Below are 18,153 nucleotides of genomic sequence, written 5' to 3' on the forward strand. Positions count from 1 at the left end.
CGGGCGATCAGGTCGCCCCTTCAACGCGCGCCATCAGGCGGCCTTATGGGTGCCGCGCACCGGGTAGCCCTTGTCGCGGACGAACTTGAGGCCGTTCAGCAGACCTTCCAACTCGGGCCGCGCGAATGGCGCGTTGGAAATGTCGATGATCTGCACCTTGCCTTCGTCGTTGATGACGAAAGTCGCAGGTTCGGCGAAGGGCCGATCGGTCTCCTGCGGGCTGCGCGGGTCAGAAATGTAGAGCCCCAGTTCCGCCATCTGGTCGAGGCTGAGGTCATAGCCGATGGGCAGGGTCAGGCTGTCTTCCTCGGCCATGGCCTTGGCCTTCTCCTCGGGGTCACCGGAGACGGCGATCACGTCGACGCCGATCTCATGGAACTGGCTTTGCAGCTTTTCCAATTGCGCGAGATACTTTTTGCAAATCGGGCAGTGCAGGCCGCGGTAAACCACCACCAATTGCCAATCGCGCCCCTCTTGTGGCTGGCCCAAGGTCAGCGTGCCGCCGCCGAGCTTGGCCACATCCATTTTCGGAAAATCCTGTTCTGCGGTCAGTTTGGTCATTCTCTGCTCCTTTCGTCAGTTGCGTTGCACCCCAGCTATGGCGCCTTGGCAAAGCGGCAACCGGTCTCACGTCTTCTTGACCGGGGCGGCACATTGAGGCAGAGCGCGCCCATGCAAGTCGATACAGCCATTATCGGAGCCGGTGCCGCGGGTATGATGTGCGCTGCCCATGCGGGCGGGCGGGTGCTGGTGGTGGACCATGCCAAAGCCCCGGGCGAGAAGATCCGCATCTCGGGTGGCGGGCGCTGCAACTTCACCAATATGTATTGCGAGCCGCAGGCATTTCTGAGCCAGAACCCGCATTTCGCCAAATCCGCTCTGGCCCGCTACACGCAGTGGGATTTCATTGAGTTGGTCGACCGTCATGGCATCGCGTGGCATGAGAAAACCCTCGGCCAGCTTTTCTGCGACACCAGCGCGAAAGAGATCATCGCCATGCTGCGCGGGTTGATGCAGCAGGCCGGGGTCGACCTGCAGCTGAAGAGCAGTGCCAGCAATTTCGCGAAGGTCGATGGGCAGTTCAGCTTCGACCTGCAAACGCCTGATAAGTTAGTGAAAGTCACGACTCGCAACCTCGTGATCGCCACCGGGGGCAAGTCGATCCCCAAGATGGGCGCGACCGGTATCGCCTATGACATCGCGCGCCAGTTTGGGCTGAGCGTGACCGATACGCGGGCCGGGCTGGTGCCCTTTACCTTTGCCGAAGGCCGCTTTGCGCCGCTGGCCGGTGTGGCCACCCCGGCGCGTATCACCGCCGGAGAGGCCGCGTTTGACGAGGCGCTGCTCTTCACCCATCGCGGCCTCTCTGGCCCCGCCGTCTTGCAGGCGTCCTCCTACTGGCGCGAAGGCGAGGCAATAACCGTGAACCTTGCCCCCGAAGGCACCCTGCTGGACGCGCTCCGCGACCAGCGGCAACGCGCGGGGCGGCGGAACTTCACCACCGTGCTCGCCCAACATCTGCCCGCGCGGCTGGTGGAACATCTGGGGCAGGCGTTCGACCTGTCGGGCAATCTGGCAGATTGGTCCGACGCGCGGCTTTCCGCATTCATTCAAGGCATCGAGAACTGGCAGCTTCACCCCGGTGGCACCGAAGGCTATCGCACAGCAGAGGTCACACTGGGCGGGGTCGATACCGACGGGCTATCCTCCAAGACCATGGCGGCGAAAGAGGTGCCGGGGCTCTATTTTATCGGCGAGGCCGTGGATGTGACCGGTTGGCTCGGCGGCTATAACTTTCAGTGGGCGTGGTCTTCGGGCATGGCGGCGGCACGGGCGATTGCGGGCTAGGCACCGCCCTACTCCGCCAGCACCTTCTGCACCTGCGCCACGAAATCCTCGCCGCGGCGCTCGAAACTGTCGTATTGATCGAAACTCGCCGCCGCCGGGGCCAGTAGGACGACATCGCCCTCCTCCGCCTCTGCCGCCGCCCGCGCCACGGCCTCATCCATCGTGCCGCAGACTTCGGTCTCTGCGGTGAGTTGCATGGCAAAATGCGCGGCTTCGCGCCCGATCACATAGGCTTTGCGGACCGATCCTTGCGCCTCTGCCAACCCTTTCAGGCCGCCCTCTTTCTCAAGCCCGCCGCAGATCCAGCGGATGTTCTTGAACGCCGCCAGCGCCTTGGCCGCGCTGTCGACATTGGTGGCCTTGCTGTCGTTGACGTAGCGCACGCCATGCGCCTCGGCTACGGTCTGGCTGCGGTGTGGCAGACCGCCGAAACTGTGAAATGCCGCCTCGATCACGCGCGGGGCGAGACCAAGCGCGCGGCAGGCTGCGTAAGCGGCGCAAGCGTTCTGGTGGTTATGCGCGCCCGGCAGCCCTTGAATGCCGCGCAGGTCGATCGCGCCGACCTGTTTGCCGCGCCGATATTCGCTCAAGAACCCTTTGCGGGCAAAGACATGCCAGCCGGGGCCGGAAAGCTTGGTCTCGGCGCTGATGCGGATCACACGGTCGTCGCTCGGCCCCTCGCTGAGTTGCCCGGCAAGGAAGCGGCCCTCGGCCTCATCCACGCCGATCACCGCGCGGTCCGGGCCACCTTCGGCAAAGAGGCGACGCTTCGCGGCATAGTAGCCCCCCATCCCCGCATGGCGGTCCAGATGGTCGGGGCTGAGATTGGTAAAGACCGCCACATCGGGCGTCAGCGCACGCGCCAGTTCGGTCTGGTAGCTGCTAAGCTCCAGCACCACGACCTCCCCATCCACGGCAGGGTCGAGGTCAAGCACACCGCGCCCGATATTGCCCGCGAGTTGGCAGGGCCGCCCGACATGCTCAAGGATGTGGTGAATAAGCGCCGAAGTCGTAGATTTCCCGTTCGAGCCGGTTACTGCCACCACACGCGGGGCCACGTCGTAATGATCCCATGCCAGCGTGGCGAAGCTTTGGAAGAAAAGGCCGATGTCATTGTCCACCGGCACCCCTGCAGCAAGCGCCGATGCCACCACCGGGTTCGGCGCGGGGTAGAGATGCGGGATGCCGGGGCTGACGATTAGCCGGGCGATCTTGTCCAAGGCACCGGGGGCGTTGAGATCGACACAGGCGAAGCCTTCCCGCTCGGCCCGCGCCCGTGCGGCGGGGTTGTCGTCCCAGCAGCTGACCTTGGCCCCGCCTGCCTGCAACGCGCGCGCCGCACTCAGGCCCGAGCGGCCCAATCCCAGCACCGCCACGCGTGCGCCTTCCAAGCCCTGTACTGGAATCATCTGCAATCCCCTGCTACCCGTTGACCCCAGAATGGGGGCATGATGCGCCCATCACAAGCCAGAGGCCGCCGAAGATGTCCAGCCCCGCCAAACCTGACCTTGACGATGTGTTGCCGCGCCTCAATGCCATGATGCGCGAGGATGACCACTGGGGTGACGTGGCGGCCTATATCCCGCAACTGGCCAAGGTGGACCCGGCACAGTTCGGCATCGCCGTGGTGACGGCGGATGGCAAATGTCATGTGGCGGGCGATACGCAGGTGCCCTTTTCGGTCCAGTCGATCACCAAGGTCTTTACGCTGGCCATCGCCCTTGGCCGCTCGGGCGACCAGCTCTGGCACCGCGTGGGGCGGGAGCCTTCGGGCCGGGCCTTCAACTCCATCGTGCAGCTTGAGCAGGAACAGGGCCGCCCGCGCAATCCCTTCATCAACGCAGGTGCGATCGTCACCACGGATGAAGTCTTGGGCAACCGCGAGCCGCGCGAGGCGCTGGCCGAGATCCTACGTTTCGTGCGCGAAGCGGCGGGGACGGACGACATCCACATCAATGACACCGTCGCCGCCTCAGAGACCGATTTTGGCCACCGCAACTTTGCGCTGGCGCATTTTCTGGCGAGCTACGGGAACCTCATCAACGCGCCGGAACGGACGCTTGGCACCTATTTCCACCATTGCGCGATGGAGATGACGGTGGAGCAACTGGCGATGGCGGGCCGTTTCTTGATCGAAGCGCCGGACGTGCCGCGTTTGGTGGCCCCCAGCCGCATCCGACGGCTCAACGCGCTGATGCTGACCTGCGGGCATTACGACGGATCAGGCGATTTCGCCTATCGCGTGGGCCTGCCGGGCAAGTCCGGTGTGGGCGGCGGCATCCTGGCCATCGTGCCGGGGCGGGCCAGCATCGCGGTCTGGTCCCCGGGGCTCAACCGCTATGGCAACAGCCAAAAGGGCACCGAAGCACTGGCCCTTTTGGCGCGCCACATGGATTGGTCGATCTTCTAAAGGCTTAGCGCACCTTCAGCGTCGCCAGACCCAGCAGGGCGAGGATCAGTGAGATGATCCAGAAACGGATCACGATCTGCGGCTCGGCCCAACCCTTTTTCTCGTAATGGTGGTGGATCGGCGCCATCAGAAAGACGCGCTTGCCGGTGCGCTTGAAGTAGAGCACCTGCACGATCACCGAGAGCGCCTCCACCACGAAGAGCCCGCCGACGACCGCCAGCACCAACTCGTGTTTCGTCGCCACAGCAATGGCACCCAAGGCCCCACCAAGCGCCAGCGACCCGGTGTCGCCCATGAAGACGGCGGCGGGCGGCGCGTTGTACCACAGGAACCCGAGGCCGCCACCGAAGAGACCGGCGGTGAAGATCAGGATCTCGCCCGTGCCCGGAACGTAATGCACGTCAAGATAATCGGTGAAGTCGACCCGCCCCACGGCATAGGCAATGACGCCAAGCGCTCCGGCGGCGATCATCACCGGCATGATGGCCAGACCATCCAGTCCATCGGTCAGGTTCACCGCATTGGCCGAGCCGACGATCACGATGATGGCGAAAGGCACGAAGAGCACCCCGAGGTTGATCAGCGTGTCTTTGAACACCGGCAGCGCCAGCTGGTACTGCAACTCTGCCGGATGGTATTGCGCGGCCCAATAGCCCGCGATACCCGCGATCAGAAAACCTAGCAAAAGCCGCAGCTTACCCGGCACGCCATCGGTGTTTTGCTTGCTGACCTTGGCGTGGTCGTCGGCATAGCCGATGGCGGCGAAACTCATGGTGACGAAAAGCACCAGCCAGACAAAGGGATTGTCGAGCCGCGCCCAAAGCAGGGTCGAGGTCAGCAAGGCCCCCACGATCAGCAGCCCGCCCATGGTGGGCGTGCCCGCCTTGGCGAAATGCCCCTCTGGCCCGTCATCGCGGATCGGCTGGCCCTTGCCCTGCCGCTTGCGCAGCACTTCGATCAGCGGTTTGCCGAAGATAAAGCCGAACACCAATGCCGTCAGAAACGCCCCGCCCGCGCGGAAGGTGATATAGCGAAACAGGTTAAAAAAATCGCCGCCATCCGACAGCAGCGTCAACCAATAGAGCATATATCGCGTCCTAACTCATCATGTGGGGTGAATCGCCGATCAGGCGGTCGGGACCGGATGGCCCATTTTGCGGATGGCGTCAACAATACCGCCCAGCTTCATCGAAAGCGACCCTTTGATCAGCACGACATCGCCGGAATCGAGCCTTGCGCGGAGTCCTTGCAACATCTCTTCGGCGGTTTCCGTCCAATCGCCGCGCTGATGTTCGGGTAGATTGTCGTAAAAGGCTTTCATCAACGGGCCGACGCAATGCACCACGTCAAGCGCGCGGGTGGCTTCGAGATCGGCGAGACCGGCGTGCAGCGCCACAGCCTCGGGGCCGAGTTCTTTCATATCGCCGACAAAGGCAATCCGCCGCCCCTTGCTGACGCGCCCAATGTCATGTGTCACTTCCGAGGCGGCCAGCACCTCAAGCGCGGCGGCCATGGAGGTCGGGTTGGCGTTATAGCTGTCGTCGATCAATTCCAGCGCCAGATAGGTGTCTACGGGGTCGAACTGGATACGCTCGCGCACCCCGCGCCCGGCATAGGGCGACCAGCGGCCCAGCGATTGTACGGCCAGCGCCCGATCCGCGCCAAGCGCCTCGGCCACTGCCAGTGCGCCAAGCGCGTTCATCGCGAAATGCCGCCCCGGCGTGGCGATCTTGAAGATCAGCGGTGCGCCTTCGACCTCGGCCTGTGCCACGGTGGCATCGCCCTGAACCTTGACCTCGCCCAGCTTGTAGTGATGCCCTGCCTGCCCAAAGGTCGTCTCGCGCAGGCCGCGCTCCAGCGCTTTGGCCAAGACGATATCGCTGTGCTCGTGGTCCGCGTTGATCACCGCCACGCCACCCGGCTCCATCCCGTCAAAGATGCTGGCTTTTTCAACCGCAATGGCGGCGACATCCTTAAAGGCTTCGAGGTGGACGGCGGCGACATTGGTCACCATCGCCGCATCGGGCCGCGCCTGTTTGGCGAGGGGGGCAATCTCGCCGGGGTGGTTCATGCCGATCTCGATCACCGCGTAATCGGTATCGCGCGGCATCCGCGCTAAGGTCAGCGGCACGCCCCAGTGGTTGTTATAGCTGTCGACGCTGGCATGGGCCCGGCCTTGATCGCCAAAGATCGCCAGCAGCATTTCCTTGGTCGAGGTCTTGCCGACGCTGCCTGTCACCGCCGCCACCTTTGCCTGTGGGCCGAGGCGGGCGCGCCCTGCCCGGCCAAGCGCTTCCAGCGCCTGTTGCACATCCTCAACGATCAGCAGCGGCGCATCAGTGGCCACGCCTTCTGGGATATGGGTCACGAGCGCGGCAGCGGCCCCTTTGCTGAGCGCTTGGGCCACAAATTCATGCCCGTCCCGCGCGGCCTTGAGTGCGACGAAGAGATCGCCGGGCTGCAAGGTCCGCGTGTCGATCGAGACACCGTTGCAAGCCCAATCGCCCTGCGCCTGCCCGCCCGTGGCCTCCGCCGCTTCGCTCGCTGTCCAAAGGCTCATGCCAATCTCCCGTCCAGTGCCGCCACGGCCACGCTGGCCTGTTCCACATCGTCGAAAGGCAGCACGTCGTCGCCCACGGTCTGCCCGGTCTCATGCCCCTTGCCCGCGATGAGCAGCGCGTCGCCCGGCTCCAGCGCGTCCACCCCACGCAGGATGGCTTCGGCCCGGTCGCCGACTTCCCAAGCCTCGGGTGCGCCGCCCAGCACGGCGGCACGGATGCTGGCCGGGTCTTCGCTGCGCGGGTTGTCGTCGGTGACGATGACCATATCCGCATGTTGCGCCGCCGCCTGCCCCATCAAGGGGCGCTTGGCACGATCCCTATCACCGCCCGCGCCGACGATGGCGACAAGCCGGCCCATCACATGCGGGCGCATGGCGGCGAGTGCGGTGGCCACCGCATCGGGCGTATGGGCGTAATCGACGAAAACCGCAGCGCCATTGTCGCGGGTGGCGGCAAGCTGCATCCGGCCCCGCACGGTGGTGAGATGCGGCAGCGTGTCGAAGACCTCTTGTGGGTCGGCACCACAGGCGATGACCAGACCGGCCGCCAGCAATACATTGTCGCCCTGAAAACCGCCGATCAGATTGAGCCGCTTTTGATAGGTCTTGCCGCGCCAGTTAAAGCGCAGGTCTTGGCCCGTGGCATCGAACCGCTGGCCTTGCAGATGCAGATCGCCCCCGTCGCGGCCCACGGTGATCACCTCACAGCCCCGCGCGCGGGCGATGGCCGCGATGTCGACGCCTTTTTCATCGTCGATATTGACCACAGCCGTGCCGTCTTCCGGCAGGACACGGGCGAAAAGCGCGGCCTTGGCGGCGAAATAGGCCTCGAAGGTCTCATGATAATCCAGATGGTCTTGGGTGAAGTTGGTGAACCCTGCTGCCTTGAGCGTCACGCCATCCAGCCGCCGCTGGTCAAGCCCGTGGCTCGACGCTTCCATCGCCGCATGGGTGATCCCGTTCGCCGCGGCCTCGGCCAGCGTGCGGTGCAGGGTGATCGGCTCGGGTGTGGTATGGGCCAAGGGGGCGGCCCAAGCGCCTTCGACCCCGGTGGTGCCGAGGTTCACGGCAGGCAATCCCATCTCAACCCAAATCTGACGCACGAAGGTCGAGACGGAAGTTTTCCCATTGGTGCCCGTGACCGCGATCATCGTGGCGGGCTGGCCGCCGAACCAAAGCGCCGCCGTGCGCGTCAGCGCCTCACGCGGGAGGTCGGAGACCACCAGCCCGGCATCCGAGCCTGCCAGTTCCTCGGCGGCGAGTTTGGCGCCCGCCGCATCGGTCAGCACCGCCGCCGCGCCCATGCGCAGGGCGTATTGAATGAACTCGGCCCCATGCACACGGCTGCCGGGCAGAGCCGCAAAGAGCGTGCCCTCGCGCACCTCACGGCTGTCGACCGCGATGCCGGTGATCATAGGGTTGGCCCCCGCCCGCGCGGTCAGCCCGAGAGAGGAAAGGGGTACGGCCCGGTCGGTCATAGAGATGTCTTTTCAGTTGCTGCTGGTCAGCGTTAGCACAGCGTCGTTCACCGGTTCAACAGCGGGGCGCAGCCCCAGCAAAGGCGCGATGCGGCGCACCATCTCGGCGGCTACGGGCACGGCGGTCCACCCCGCCGTGCGGCGCGGTTTCGGGCCCGAGGTCTCAACCGGTTCGTCCAGCGTGACGATCAGCACATATTTCGGATCGTTGATCGGAAATATGCTGGCGAAAGTGTTGATCACCTTGTCGTCGTAATAGCCGCCCGTGGGCTTGGGCTTGTCAGCGGTGCCTGTCTTGCCTGCGATCTGATAGCCCGGCACCTCGGCAAAGCTGGCGGTACCATCGGTCACCACCTTGCGCAGCATCATCCGGGCCTGCGCGGCGGTTCCTTCGGACATGACGCGGGGGCCGAGTTGGGGGGCGGATTGCTTCAACAGCGTAGGCTTCACCGCCCGCCCGCCATTGGCGATGGCGGCGTAGCCCGCGGCAAGGTGCATCGGCGTGCTCGACAGCCCGTGGCCGTAGGAGATCGTCACGCTGGACAGCTCGGTCCAGCGGCTCGGCAACAGCGGCTTGCCGCCTGAGGCTTCGACGATCTCAAAGGGGGTCGGCTCAAAGAAACCGAGGCTTTTGAGGAACTCCTGCTGCCGTTCGATACCGATTTCCAGCGCCATCCGGCCCGTGCCCCGGTTCGAGGAATGCACGATGATGTCGGCGACGCTCAGCTTGCCGTAGTTCTTGTTGCGGAATTCACCGATGCGGAAGCCGCCGACCTTCATCGGGCCGGAGGTGTCGATGATCGTGTCGGCGTTGAACAAGCCCAATTCGACCGCCTGCGCCGCTGCGAAAATTTTGAAGGTCGAGCCTAGCTCATAAACCCCCTGCACGGCGCGGTTGAACAGCGGGCTGTCGGAGGCATCGCCTTGGGTCAAAGGCCGCGGACGGTTGTTGGGATCAAAGTCCGGCAGCGAGGCGACAGAGATCACTTCGCCGGTATGCACATCCATCAGAATGCTGGTGGCCCCTTTGGCGTTCATCAGCTTCATGCCGCCATAAAGCACCCGCTCCGCCGCGGCCTGCACGGTGAGGTCGAGCGACAGCTCTAGAGGTTTGTTGCCATTGGCCGGGTCGCGCAGATAGTCGTCGAAATACTTCTCGGCCCCCGCCACGCCGATCACCTCGGCGGCATGGACGCCTTCCTTGCCATAGCTCGCCCCGCCCAGCACATGGGCTGCAAGCGAGCCGTTGGGGTAAAGACGCATGTCGCGCGGCGCGAACAACAGGCCCGGATCGCCGATATCATGCACGGCCTGCATCTGTTCGGGGCTTATTTTCTTCTTGATCCACAGGAACTTGCGCTTGCCTGTGAAATCCTTAATCAGGCGCTCTTCTTTCAGGTCGGGAAAAATTTTGACCAGCTTTTTCGCGGCCATCTCCGGGTCGATCATGTGGCGCGGCTGCGCATAGAGCGCGTGGGTCTCGAAATTGGTGGCCAGAAGGTTGCCGTTCCGGTCCGTGATATCCGCGCGCGAGGCCGAGATCACGGCCCCCGGCGCATGGCCGCGCGGCTCGGACGGTTCCGACATCGCCAGCAGACCCATACGTCCGCCAATCACGGTGAAGGCACAAAGGAAACAGACCCCGAGCACAAGAAGCCGCCCCTCGGCGCGCATCCGCGCCTTGTCGCGCATCTGCTCATGGCGGATGCGCTTGTTCTCACGTTCGATCGCGTCGGGGTTTTCCCCCTTCTCGCGGGCCTCGAGGATACGGGCCAGCGGGCGCAGCGGGGTGCGGATCATTCAACCTTCTCCTCGGAAAGACCGTTCAGCGCCTCGTAATTCATCGTCGAGACATCCACAGGATCGGTGATCGGCAGCATGGGCTGGGGCGGATAGGCGACTTGATCGACCTGACCAAACTGGCCGGGATGCAGCGGCAACAGGCCCAGACGGTCAAAGTTCAGATCCGCCAGATCGCGCAGCCGGTCCGGGCGGTTCTGAAAGGCCCATTCGGCGCGCAGCACGGCCAGACGGGCGTGGGCGGCGCGGATATTGGCATGCAGCCTGTCGGCATCGCTCAGCGCCTGCTGGGTCGCGTAATTCTCGCGGTAGGCCCAGAAGGCCAATCCAACCACGGCAATGGTGGTGAGGATATACATCACCGTGCGCATCACTCAGATCCCCCTGACCATCGGCATGCCGATGGTTTTCGCGTCAATCTCACCACTGGGCGCGTTGGTGCGCTTGGCGACCCGCAGCTTGGCCGACCGGCTGCGCGGGTTCTCTTCCAATTCCTGCGCGTCAGGGCCAATCGCCTTGCGGGATTTCAGCGTGAACTGCGGCGGTGCCTGCTCCAGCGCGGGGGCGAAACGGTTGGCATTGCCCCCAGCCCCGGCGCGTGCGGTAAGGAAGCGCTTCACCATGCGGTCCTCGACCGAATGAAAGGTCACCACCGCCAGCTTCCCGCCCGGCTTCAACGCCCGCTCGGCGGCCATAAGACCTTGAAAGAGTTCGCCATATTCATTGTTCACCGCAATCCGCAGCGCTTGGAAACTGCGGGTTGCCGGATGGCTCTGGCCGGGCTTGGCGCGCGGCAGGCAGCCTTCGACCAGTTTCGCCAATTCCAGCGTGGTGGTGATCGGCGCCTCTTCGCGGGCGCGGACAATCGCCTTGGCGATCCGACGCGAGGCGCGCTCTTCACCGTATTGAAAGAGGATATTGGCGATCACCTCTTCCTCGGCCTCATTGACCAGATCGGCAGCCGAGGGGCCATCTTGGCTCATCCGCATGTCGAGCGGCCCGTCCTTCATGAAAGAGAACCCACGCTCCGCCTGATCGAGTTGCATGGAGGAGACACCGAGGTCCAGCACCACACCATCGAGGTCTTGGGCATATTCATCCATGCGCGAGAAGACGCCCTGCTGCATGGTGATCCGATCGCCGTAGCCCCCAGCCCATGCCGCCGCCATCTCAAAGGCCAGCGGATCGCGGTCGACAGCCACCACACGCGCGGCACCGGCCTCTAGCAAGCCACGGGTGTAGCCGCCCGCGCCAAAGGTGCCATCGAGCCAGACCCCTTCCACGGGCGCCACGGCAGATAGGATCGGGCGCAGCAGAACGGGGGTGTGAGGGGCAGATGGATCAGAGGCAGCAACCATTCCCTCAGATCTCCATATCACCATCGAGGAACGAGAGCGGATCGACATCGTCGGGCAGTTCCTGCTGCCAGGCCTCTTCCTCGGTCTCGTAGGTTTCGGGCTTCCAGATCTGGAAGGTGTCACCGGCGGCGATAAAGAACGCCTCGCCATTGAGTTCGATCTTGTTGCGCAGCTTGGCGGGCAGCACCAAACGGCCCGTCTCATCTACCGTCGTGGGGAAAGACTGGCCGTGGAACAGGCGCTGAAGCGCCTTACGCTGCATGGAGCCACGCGGCATGCGGTCGATCTTGGCGTCGACCTCTTCGATGGCTTCCATGGTGTAGCATTCAAGGTAGTTGCGGCGGTGATCGCCATAGACGATGACCAGTTCGGGATTGTCGCCGTTCTTCCAGTTCGGGTCGCCAGCCTCCAACACACGCCGAAAAGAGGCTGGGATAGACACCCGCCCCTTCGTATCGACCTTGTGGTGGCTTTCGCCTCTGAACCTGCGGCTCACTTGTTGTCCCTGCCTCTTGCGCCTTTGCGCTTAAACTCGTTGTCCGCCTCAATCCCCTGCCCCGGAAATGGAAACGGCGGGTTGATCTGCTGCCACTGATCAACCCGCCGCCCACGTCCCGCAGCTTGGCGGGGGAAGTCCGACTGCGCGCGCCACCTGGGGGGATGTCTGCTCGCTCGCGCGCCGGATCTCTTTGGTCTGATGAAAGCGAGGTGCCTGTATGAAACCTGCTAGGTTTTGATTTATTTTGGGGTCGTTTGTTGCCCCGTGTCCCGTTCTCATCCGATGCATTAGGGATGCCATGGGAATTGATGGGCGTCTAGATATTTTTTGGATTTCCGCCCAATATTTTGTTTTGCACAGGCTGTGAGAACAACATCTGGTATAACTTTTCGGGTGCCGCGTGGCTTAATTTGGGATTATTTAAGTCCGAAACACTATATCTTGTTAACGAATTGCGACCTGCACAATATCCCACAGTTTCCCACTAAAATTTGCTCACATAGTTATCCACAGGACGTGTTCGTTGCCTGTTCCGCAGAATGCGTCCAGGGCGTTCGAATTGCACGCCAATTCCCGTGGCTGCGAATCGGGCAAGACCCCCAATGAAGCAAGGGGCGCCCATGATTTCCCAGACTTCCCATGCATTCCCGCGACTTTTCCCATGACCTCCCAGCGGCCCATGCCTTCCCAGCCGCATAGCCCTCCTGACAGCGGTATCTTGTCCTTTCGGCCCACGCACGGCATGTAATGGCGCGAAACGGAGGGAGTGCATCATGATCCAAGCCACGGCTCTATTTACCCACGCGCTGAACATGCTCTTTCACGCGCCCTCGACCACGCTGCGGGTGATCCTGCCTGCGGTGCTCTGGGTGATGGGGGCCGCCGCTGCCGCGGGCCTACTGGCGGGGGATACGCTTGGGGCGATGGATCAGGTGATCGACAACGCCGCACCGCCACCTGCGGGCCAACTTCTGATCCTGATCGCCTGCGGGCTGGCGGGCATCCTTGGCTATGCGCTGATGGCCATCCTCTGGCACCGCTATGTCTTGCTTGATCACGACGCAAGCGCCCTGCGCCCGGGCATGGGGCTGTTCTGGGCCTATGTCTGGCGGGCTATCGTTCTGGGCTTCGTGCAGTTTCTCGCGGCCATTCCCATCGGCCTTGCCATGCTACTTCTGGGCGGGCTGACTGGGTCGAGCCCGGCGGCACTGCTGTTGATCGGGCTGGTGGCAGGGGTGGCCTTCCTTTGGCTGGCGCTGCGGCTCAGCCTCGTTCTGCCCGCCGCCGCTCTTGGCCACGTCATGTCGGTCCGCGACAGCTGGCGCGCGACCGAGCCTTTGGCCGGCACGCTTTGGGCGCTGGCCGTTTTGCTGGCAGTGGTGAACACGTTGCTCGGCGTAATCGCCAGCATGTTGCTGCCCGCCGACCCCGGCCTGCGACTCATGCTGGATTCCCTGCTCTACCTTATAGAGGGGCTGGTTTTCGTCTCGATGCTGACCACACTTTACGGCCACCTGATCGAAGGGCGCGAGCTGGGGTAACCGCCCGCGCCACCCTCATCAGGCCATGCCACCCTCGACCAAGCCCTTTGCGAGCCGGGCATAGGCACCAGCCATCGGCCCCTCGCCCGCGGCGACTGGCGTACCGCTATCCCCGGCCAAACGGGTATCGAGATCAATCGGCAGGCTGCCCAAAAGCGGCACGCCCATCTTCTCGGCCTCCGCCGCCACACCGCCTTGGCCGAAGATCTCATGCTGAGAGCCGCAATCAGGGCAGACGAATGTCGACATATTCTCGATCAATCCCAGCACCGGGGTTTTCAATGTGGCGAACATGTCGAGCGCCTTGCGCGCGTCGATCAAGGCTACGTCCTGCGGGGTGCTGACCACGATGGCGCCCGAAAGCTCGGACTTGGTGCAAAGCGTCAGCTGCACATCGCCGGTGCCGGGTGGCAGATCGACGAGCAGCACGTCAAGCTCACCCCATTCTACCTGCCCCAGCATCTGCTGCAGCGCGCCCATCAGCATCGGCCCACGCCAGACGACGGCCTTACCCTCTTCCAACATGAAGCCGATCGACATCATGGTGACGCCATGGGCCTGCAAGGGAATGATCGTCTTGCCGTCGGGGCTGGCGGGGCGCTTGTTGACCCCCATCATGCGCGGCTGGCTGGGACCATAGATATCGGCATCCAGAAGCCCCACCTTGCGCCCGGCCCGCGCCAGCGCCACGGCGAGGTTGGAACTGACGGTAGATTTGCCCACACCGCCCTTGCCAGAGCCGATGGCGAGGATGCGCTTCACGCCGCTGGGTTTCATCGGCCCCTCTTGCGGTTTGGGATGCCCGCCGACCTTGAGACTGGGCGCTTTCGGTGCGGGGCCATGCGCGGTCAACGCGACCGATACATCACCCACCCCCGGCAGATCGCGGACCACCTGCTCTGCCGCGTCGCGCAACGGTGCCATCTGCCGCGCAACATCGGCATTGGGCGCTTCGATAACGAATCGCACCTTATCGCCTTCGACCACCAGCGCGCGGACCAGATCATGGGACAGCAGGCTCTTGCCGTCGGGCAGTTGCACCCGCGCGAGCGCCGCTTCGACTTCTGCTTTGGTCACAGACATGCGCAAATTCTCCTCTATTACGGCTTCTGAAATGGCAGGTTCTGCGCCAAGCGCAAGGGGACGGCCCTTTTTGCATAGGGAAGAGGCGCAATGCCCAAGGATTACGCAGGGGCACCATGTTTTTGCCGCATAGCAGCATTGCAAAAAGAAATATTGTGCACGCGCAGCAATTAGCGCTAACTTAGGTTAATAGGCAGGGCCAAGCGCCCCGCTTTCGGAAAGACCAGACACATTCTTCCTCCTCCCGAATGTGTCTGATTTTACCAAGACTTGGATGCATCCACTCCTCCTCCCGGATGCAGGCAAGTTTGGAAAGACCAGACGCGTCCATCCTCCTCCCGGATGTGTCTGTTATTGGCGGCGACATCTACCTCCTCCCAGATGTCGTCGCCCCCTTTCCCCCCTCCCCATATATGACAGTTTTATGACCCTGCGCCCTTTCACTGCGCGGGCAAAACCGTTTTTTATCAATAAGTTGCGCCATTCAGAACCTATGCGCTTTCTGCATAGCGGCATTGACTTTATGCCCGTTGTGCAAATGCAGAAAGGGCGTAAATAGCAGGCAACGAGATGATCCACAGATGAAAAAAGAGGCGCCGAAATGGCTTACATGAACACAACCACTGCAAACACAACTTCCGTCTTCGCCCGTATCGGCGGCGCATTTGAAGCACTGGCAACCCGCTACAAACAGCACCGTCTGTACCGTGAAACTTTCGACGGTCTGAGCGCGTTGAGCAACCGCGAACTGGCCGACCTTGGTCTGAGCCGTTCCGAACTGCGCCGCGTCGCGTGGGAATCTTCCCGCGGCTAAGCAGAGATAGAGATCGGACGTCAGAACCCCTCCCTGTTCTGCCGTCTGAAAGCCGGGGTGCGCGTCACTTTCCTCCTCCCTGAATGAGGCGGACCCCGCAAGGAGACCCGAAGCCGACCCTCCCTCGACGCTTCGGGCCGACATAGAAACGGCGGCACCTTCCTCCCAAGGTGTCGTCGTTTTTGTTTGTAAGGCCTTGTTGAGGCAGGCTTTTGGCAGCCCGCCCCAGGATACGCTTTTAGAAGGGAACGTCTTTCCCGCCGGTCAAGAAGCGCGAGACGACCTTTTTGGTCCCGGCCTTCTCAAAGGCGACTTCCATCTTGTCACCTTCGATGCCAATCACTTCGCCATAGCCGAATTTATCGTGAAAAACACGCTCACCCATCTCAAAAGCGGCGACCGCTTGCATGTCGATCGTGACATTGCGGCTTTCGCGCGGCTGGCTGGTGCCCCGCGCCCCGCTGCGCGATTGCAGGCGCTTCCAGCCCGGTGAATTATAGACATTCGCGCTTGCCGCGCGGTCATGTAGATCCGATTGCGGCATAGCCGCGCCAAAACCACCGCCGTAAAGCCCCGGCGGGGTCAGCACATCCACATGTTCTTCGGGCAGCTCATCAATGAAACGCGACGGCATCGCATTTTGCCATTGGCCAAAGACCCGGCGATTGGCAGCGAAAGAGATGGTGCAAATCCGCTCCGCCCGGGTGATGCCGACATAGGCCAGCCGCCGCTCCTCTTCGAGCCCCTTCATCCCGCTTTCATCCATCGAACGCTGCGAGGGGAACAGCCCATCTTCCCAGCCTGGCAGGAAAACAATGGGGAATTCCAAGCCCTTGGCCGCGTGCAGCGTCATGATCGACACCTTCTCACCATCGCCCTCCTGCTCATTATCCATGATCAGGCTGACATGTTCGAGGAAGCCCTGCAGGTTCTCGAACCCCTCCAAGGCTTTGACGAGTTCCTTAAGGTTTTCCAGCCGCCCCGGCGCTTCGGGCGTTTTGTCATTCTGCCACATGCCGGTATAGCCGCTTTCGTCGAGAATCATCTCGGCCAGTTCGACATGAGACACTTCAGGCGGGCCGTAATCCACCCGCAGCGGCGCGGCACCATCATCGAGCACCGAGTCGTCCTCGCTGATCTCGATCCGCGGGCCTTGCAGCATGGATGACCAACGGTCGATCCCGTCGATCAAAAGCCGCAGTTGCGCCGCCCCTTTGCCGCTGATCCCGCCATGGGCGAGAAGGATTCGTGCGCCTTCGACAAGGTTCACCCCATGATCCCGCGCCGTGCGCTGGATTTTCTGCTGCGCCTTCTCGCCCAAACCCCGCTTGGGCGTGTTCACAATCCGCTCAAAAGCCAGATCATCATCGGGGCTGGTGACCACGCGGAAATAGGCCATGGCGTCGCGGATTTCCAAACGCTCATAGAATCGCGGGCCGCCGATCACCTTATAAGGCAGGCCTATGGTCAAAAACCGGTCCTCAAAAGCGCGCATCTGGTGGCTCGCCCGGACGAGAATCGCCATATCGTCAAGCGAGAAGGGGTCGAGCCCCCTCGTTCCGCGCTGCGCGGATTCAATCTCATCCCCGATCCAACGCGCCTCTTCCTCGCCATCCCAATGGCCGATCAGACGGACCTTTTCGCCCTCGGTCTCTTCGGTCCAGAGCGTCTTGCCCAAGCGCCCCTCATTGCCCGCGATCACGCCCGAGGCGGCGGCGAGGATATGCGGGGTCGAGCGGTAATTCTGCTCAAGCTTGACCACATGGGCGCCGGGGAAATCCGTTTCAAACCGCAGGATGTTGCCCACTTCAGCCCCGCGCCAGCCATAGATCGATTGATCATCGTCCCCCACGCAGCAGATGTTCTTGTGCCCCTGCGCCAAAAGCCGCAGCCACAGATATTGGGCCACGTTGGTATCCTGATATTCGTCGACGAGGATGTATTTGAACCAGCGCTGATACTGCGCCAACACATCCGGGTGCGCCTGGAAAATCGTCACCATATGTAGCAGAAGATCGCCGAAATCGGTCGCGTTCAACTCGATCAGACGGCGTTGATATTGCGCGTAAATTTCCGGCCCGCGGTGATTGTATGCCCCGGCATCCGCGCTCGGGATCTTGTCCGGGGTCAGCGCGCGGTTCTTCCAGCCGTCGATGATCCCCGCCAGCATCCGCGCGGGCCAGCGCTTGTCGTCGATCCCTTCGGCGGCGACCAATTGTTTGAGCAGGCGCAACTGGTCATCCGTATCGAGAATCGTGAAATTGCTTTTCAGCCCCACCAATTCCGCATGCCGCCGCAGCAGCTTGACGCAGATCGCGTGAAAGGTGCCGAGCCATGGCATCCCCTCGACCTGCTGGCCCAGCATCTGGCCCACGCGGTTCTTCATCTCCCGCGCGGCCTTGTTGGTGAAAGTAACCGCCAGAACCTCATGTGGGCGCGCGCGCCCGGTGTTGAGCAGATGCACGATTCGCGCCGTCAACGCCCGCGTTTTGCCGGTGCCCGCCCCAGCGAGCATCAGCACGGGGCCATCCAAAGTCTCCACCGCGGCCCGTTGGTCGGGGTTCAACCCCTCCAGATAAGGCTGCGGACGCGCGGCCATGGCGCGGGCGGACAGGGAGGCGCCCTCAAAGGCGTCCATTTCGTCAAAATCACTCATGCCCGCAATCTAGCGCGTCCGGGGTACGAGATAAAGAGACGTTCCTCAAATGTTCTTTCGAAAGATATTCAAGTCCCGATTTGGTACCGCCGCGGGCAAAACCGAG

The 18,153-nt window shown here is 62.8% G+C and carries 15 protein-coding genes; 4 read left to right on the forward strand and 11 right to left on the reverse strand.

The genetic code is table 11. From position 1 onward, the window contains the following. Positions 1 to 33: 33 nt before the first annotated feature. Complete coding sequence (locus ACGYKA_RS00675) at positions 34 to 561, reverse strand: peroxiredoxin-like family protein (protein WP_394410186.1); 528 nt, start codon at positions 559 to 561, stop codon at positions 34 to 36. Between the two features lie 111 nt (positions 562 to 672). Here ACGYKA_RS00675 and ACGYKA_RS00680 point away from each other — a divergent pair, with 111 nt between their 5' ends. After that, on the forward strand, positions 673 to 1,848 hold the full coding sequence (locus ACGYKA_RS00680; RefSeq protein WP_394410183.1) for an NAD(P)/FAD-dependent oxidoreductase: 1,176 nt from the start codon (positions 673 to 675) through the stop codon (positions 1,846 to 1,848). Positions 1,849 to 1,856: 8 nt separating this feature from the next. On the opposite strand, the gene murD is transcribed toward ACGYKA_RS00680, so the two are convergent. Then, complete coding sequence (gene murD, locus ACGYKA_RS00685) at positions 1,857 to 3,257, reverse strand: UDP-N-acetylmuramoyl-L-alanine--D-glutamate ligase (RefSeq protein WP_394410181.1); 1,401 nt, start codon at positions 3,255 to 3,257, stop codon at positions 1,857 to 1,859. 74 nt (positions 3,258 to 3,331) lie between these two features. Between murD and ACGYKA_RS00690 the strand changes: the two genes are divergently transcribed. Beyond that, positions 3,332 to 4,258 carry a glutaminase gene (locus ACGYKA_RS00690; protein ID WP_067261778.1) on the forward strand — a complete coding sequence of 309 codons (927 nt, stop codon included), beginning with the start codon at positions 3,332 to 3,334 and terminating at the stop codon, positions 4,256 to 4,258. 4 nt (positions 4,259 to 4,262) lie between these two features. On the opposite strand, the gene mraY is transcribed toward ACGYKA_RS00690, so the two are convergent. Genes mraY through mraZ form a run of 7 tightly spaced genes read right to left on the reverse strand, consistent with a single transcriptional unit; the run spans position 4,263 to position 11,950 of the window. After that, positions 4,263 to 5,345: a phospho-N-acetylmuramoyl-pentapeptide-transferase gene (mraY, locus tag ACGYKA_RS00695; protein ID WP_168611989.1), complete on the reverse strand. Its 1,083-nt coding sequence runs from the start codon at positions 5,343 to 5,345 to the stop codon at positions 4,263 to 4,265. A 39-nt stretch (positions 5,346 to 5,384) separates the two neighbouring features. Next, on the reverse strand, positions 5,385 to 6,818 hold the full coding sequence (gene murF, locus ACGYKA_RS00700; RefSeq protein WP_271687740.1) for a UDP-N-acetylmuramoyl-tripeptide--D-alanyl-D-alanine ligase: 1,434 nt from the start codon (positions 6,816 to 6,818) through the stop codon (positions 5,385 to 5,387). Then, complete coding sequence (locus ACGYKA_RS00705) at positions 6,815 to 8,296, reverse strand: UDP-N-acetylmuramoyl-L-alanyl-D-glutamate--2,6-diaminopimelate ligase (RefSeq protein ID WP_394410178.1); 1,482 nt, start codon at positions 8,294 to 8,296, stop codon at positions 6,815 to 6,817. The genes murF and ACGYKA_RS00705 overlap by 4 nt, the downstream gene beginning before the upstream one ends. A 12-nt stretch (positions 8,297 to 8,308) precedes the next feature. After that, positions 8,309 to 10,096: a peptidoglycan D,D-transpeptidase FtsI family protein gene (locus tag ACGYKA_RS00710; protein WP_394410175.1), complete on the reverse strand. Its 1,788-nt coding sequence runs from the start codon at positions 10,094 to 10,096 to the stop codon at positions 8,309 to 8,311. Further along, positions 10,093 to 10,467: a cell division protein FtsL gene (locus ACGYKA_RS00715; protein ID WP_168611985.1), complete on the reverse strand. Its 375-nt coding sequence runs from the start codon at positions 10,465 to 10,467 to the stop codon at positions 10,093 to 10,095. Before ACGYKA_RS00715 ends, ACGYKA_RS00710 begins: the two co-directional genes overlap by 4 nt. 3 nt (positions 10,468 to 10,470) lie before the next feature. Next, the gene (gene rsmH, locus ACGYKA_RS00720) at positions 10,471 to 11,454 is read right to left on the reverse strand and encodes a 16S rRNA (cytosine(1402)-N(4))-methyltransferase RsmH (RefSeq protein ID WP_394410172.1); all 984 of its coding nucleotides are present in this window, start codon (positions 11,452 to 11,454) and stop codon (positions 10,471 to 10,473) included. A gap of 4 nt (positions 11,455 to 11,458) precedes the next feature. Next, complete coding sequence (gene mraZ / locus ACGYKA_RS00725; protein WP_082851962.1) at positions 11,459 to 11,950, reverse strand: division/cell wall cluster transcriptional repressor MraZ; 492 nt, start codon at positions 11,948 to 11,950, stop codon at positions 11,459 to 11,461. A 776-nt stretch (positions 11,951 to 12,726) separates the two neighbouring features. On the opposite strand from mraZ, the gene ACGYKA_RS00730 reads away from it, so the two are divergent. After that, on the forward strand, positions 12,727 to 13,494 hold the full coding sequence (locus ACGYKA_RS00730; protein ID WP_394417273.1) for a hypothetical protein: 768 nt from the start codon (positions 12,727 to 12,729) through the stop codon (positions 13,492 to 13,494). Between the two features lie 18 nt (positions 13,495 to 13,512). Here the strand turns inward: ACGYKA_RS00730 and ACGYKA_RS00735 are convergent, their stop codons facing one another. Continuing rightward, positions 13,513 to 14,577 carry an Mrp/NBP35 family ATP-binding protein gene (locus ACGYKA_RS00735; protein ID WP_394410166.1) on the reverse strand — a complete coding sequence of 355 codons (1,065 nt, stop codon included), beginning with the start codon at positions 14,575 to 14,577 and terminating at the stop codon, positions 13,513 to 13,515. 601 nt (positions 14,578 to 15,178) lie between these two features. Here ACGYKA_RS00735 and ACGYKA_RS00740 point away from each other — a divergent pair. Beyond that, positions 15,179 to 15,391 (forward strand): DUF1127 domain-containing protein, encoded by a 213-nt coding sequence (locus tag ACGYKA_RS00740; RefSeq protein ID WP_067262642.1) that lies wholly within the window; start codon positions 15,179 to 15,181, stop codon positions 15,389 to 15,391. 238 nt (positions 15,392 to 15,629) lie between these two features. Here ACGYKA_RS00740 and ACGYKA_RS00745 read toward each other — a convergent pair whose 3' ends face one another. Then, positions 15,630 to 18,047 (reverse strand): ATP-dependent helicase, encoded by a 2,418-nt coding sequence (locus ACGYKA_RS00745; protein ID WP_394410163.1) that lies wholly within the window; start codon positions 18,045 to 18,047, stop codon positions 15,630 to 15,632. Positions 18,048 to 18,153: the final 106 nt, after the last annotated feature.

Origin of the sequence: Sulfitobacter sp. 1A15106 (genome assembly GCF_043556995.1) — a bacterium.
GTDB lineage: Bacteria > Pseudomonadota > Alphaproteobacteria > Rhodobacterales > Rhodobacteraceae > Sulfitobacter > Sulfitobacter faviae.

Bases quoted from the DNA above. Each gene is read 5' to 3' on its own strand.
- ACGYKA_RS00730 (WP_394417273.1), top strand. From the start codon at position 12,727: ATGATCCAAGCCACGGCTCTATTTACCCACGCGCTGAACATGCTCTTT.
- ACGYKA_RS00690 (WP_067261778.1), top strand. From the start codon at position 3,332: ATGTCCAGCCCCGCCAAACCTGACCTTGACGATGTGTTGCCGCGCCTC.
- ACGYKA_RS00745 (WP_394410163.1), bottom strand. From the start codon at position 18,047: ATGAGTGATTTTGACGAAATGGACGCCTTTGAGGGCGCCTCCCTGTCC.
- murF (WP_271687740.1), bottom strand. From the start codon at position 6,818: ATGAGCCTTTGGACAGCGAGCGAAGCGGCGGAGGCCACGGGCGGGCAG.
- murD (WP_394410181.1), bottom strand. From the start codon at position 3,257: ATGATTCCAGTACAGGGCTTGGAAGGCGCACGCGTGGCGGTGCTGGGA.
- ACGYKA_RS00705 (WP_394410178.1), bottom strand. From the start codon at position 8,296: ATGACCGACCGGGCCGTACCCCTTTCCTCTCTCGGGCTGACCGCGCGG.
- ACGYKA_RS00675 (WP_394410186.1), bottom strand. From the start codon at position 561: ATGACCAAACTGACCGCAGAACAGGATTTTCCGAAAATGGATGTGGCC.
- ACGYKA_RS00710 (WP_394410175.1), bottom strand. From the start codon at position 10,096: ATGATCCGCACCCCGCTGCGCCCGCTGGCCCGTATCCTCGAGGCCCGC.
- mraY (WP_168611989.1), bottom strand. From the start codon at position 5,345: ATGCTCTATTGGTTGACGCTGCTGTCGGATGGCGGCGATTTTTTTAAC.
- ACGYKA_RS00735 (WP_394410166.1), bottom strand. From the start codon at position 14,577: ATGTCTGTGACCAAAGCAGAAGTCGAAGCGGCGCTCGCGCGGGTGCAA.
- ACGYKA_RS00680 (WP_394410183.1), top strand. From the start codon at position 673: ATGCAAGTCGATACAGCCATTATCGGAGCCGGTGCCGCGGGTATGATG.
- rsmH (WP_394410172.1), bottom strand. From the start codon at position 11,454: ATGGTTGCTGCCTCTGATCCATCTGCCCCTCACACCCCCGTTCTGCTG.
- ACGYKA_RS00715 (WP_168611985.1), bottom strand. From the start codon at position 10,467: ATGCGCACGGTGATGTATATCCTCACCACCATTGCCGTGGTTGGATTG.
- ACGYKA_RS00740 (WP_067262642.1), top strand. From the start codon at position 15,179: ATGGCTTACATGAACACAACCACTGCAAACACAACTTCCGTCTTCGCC.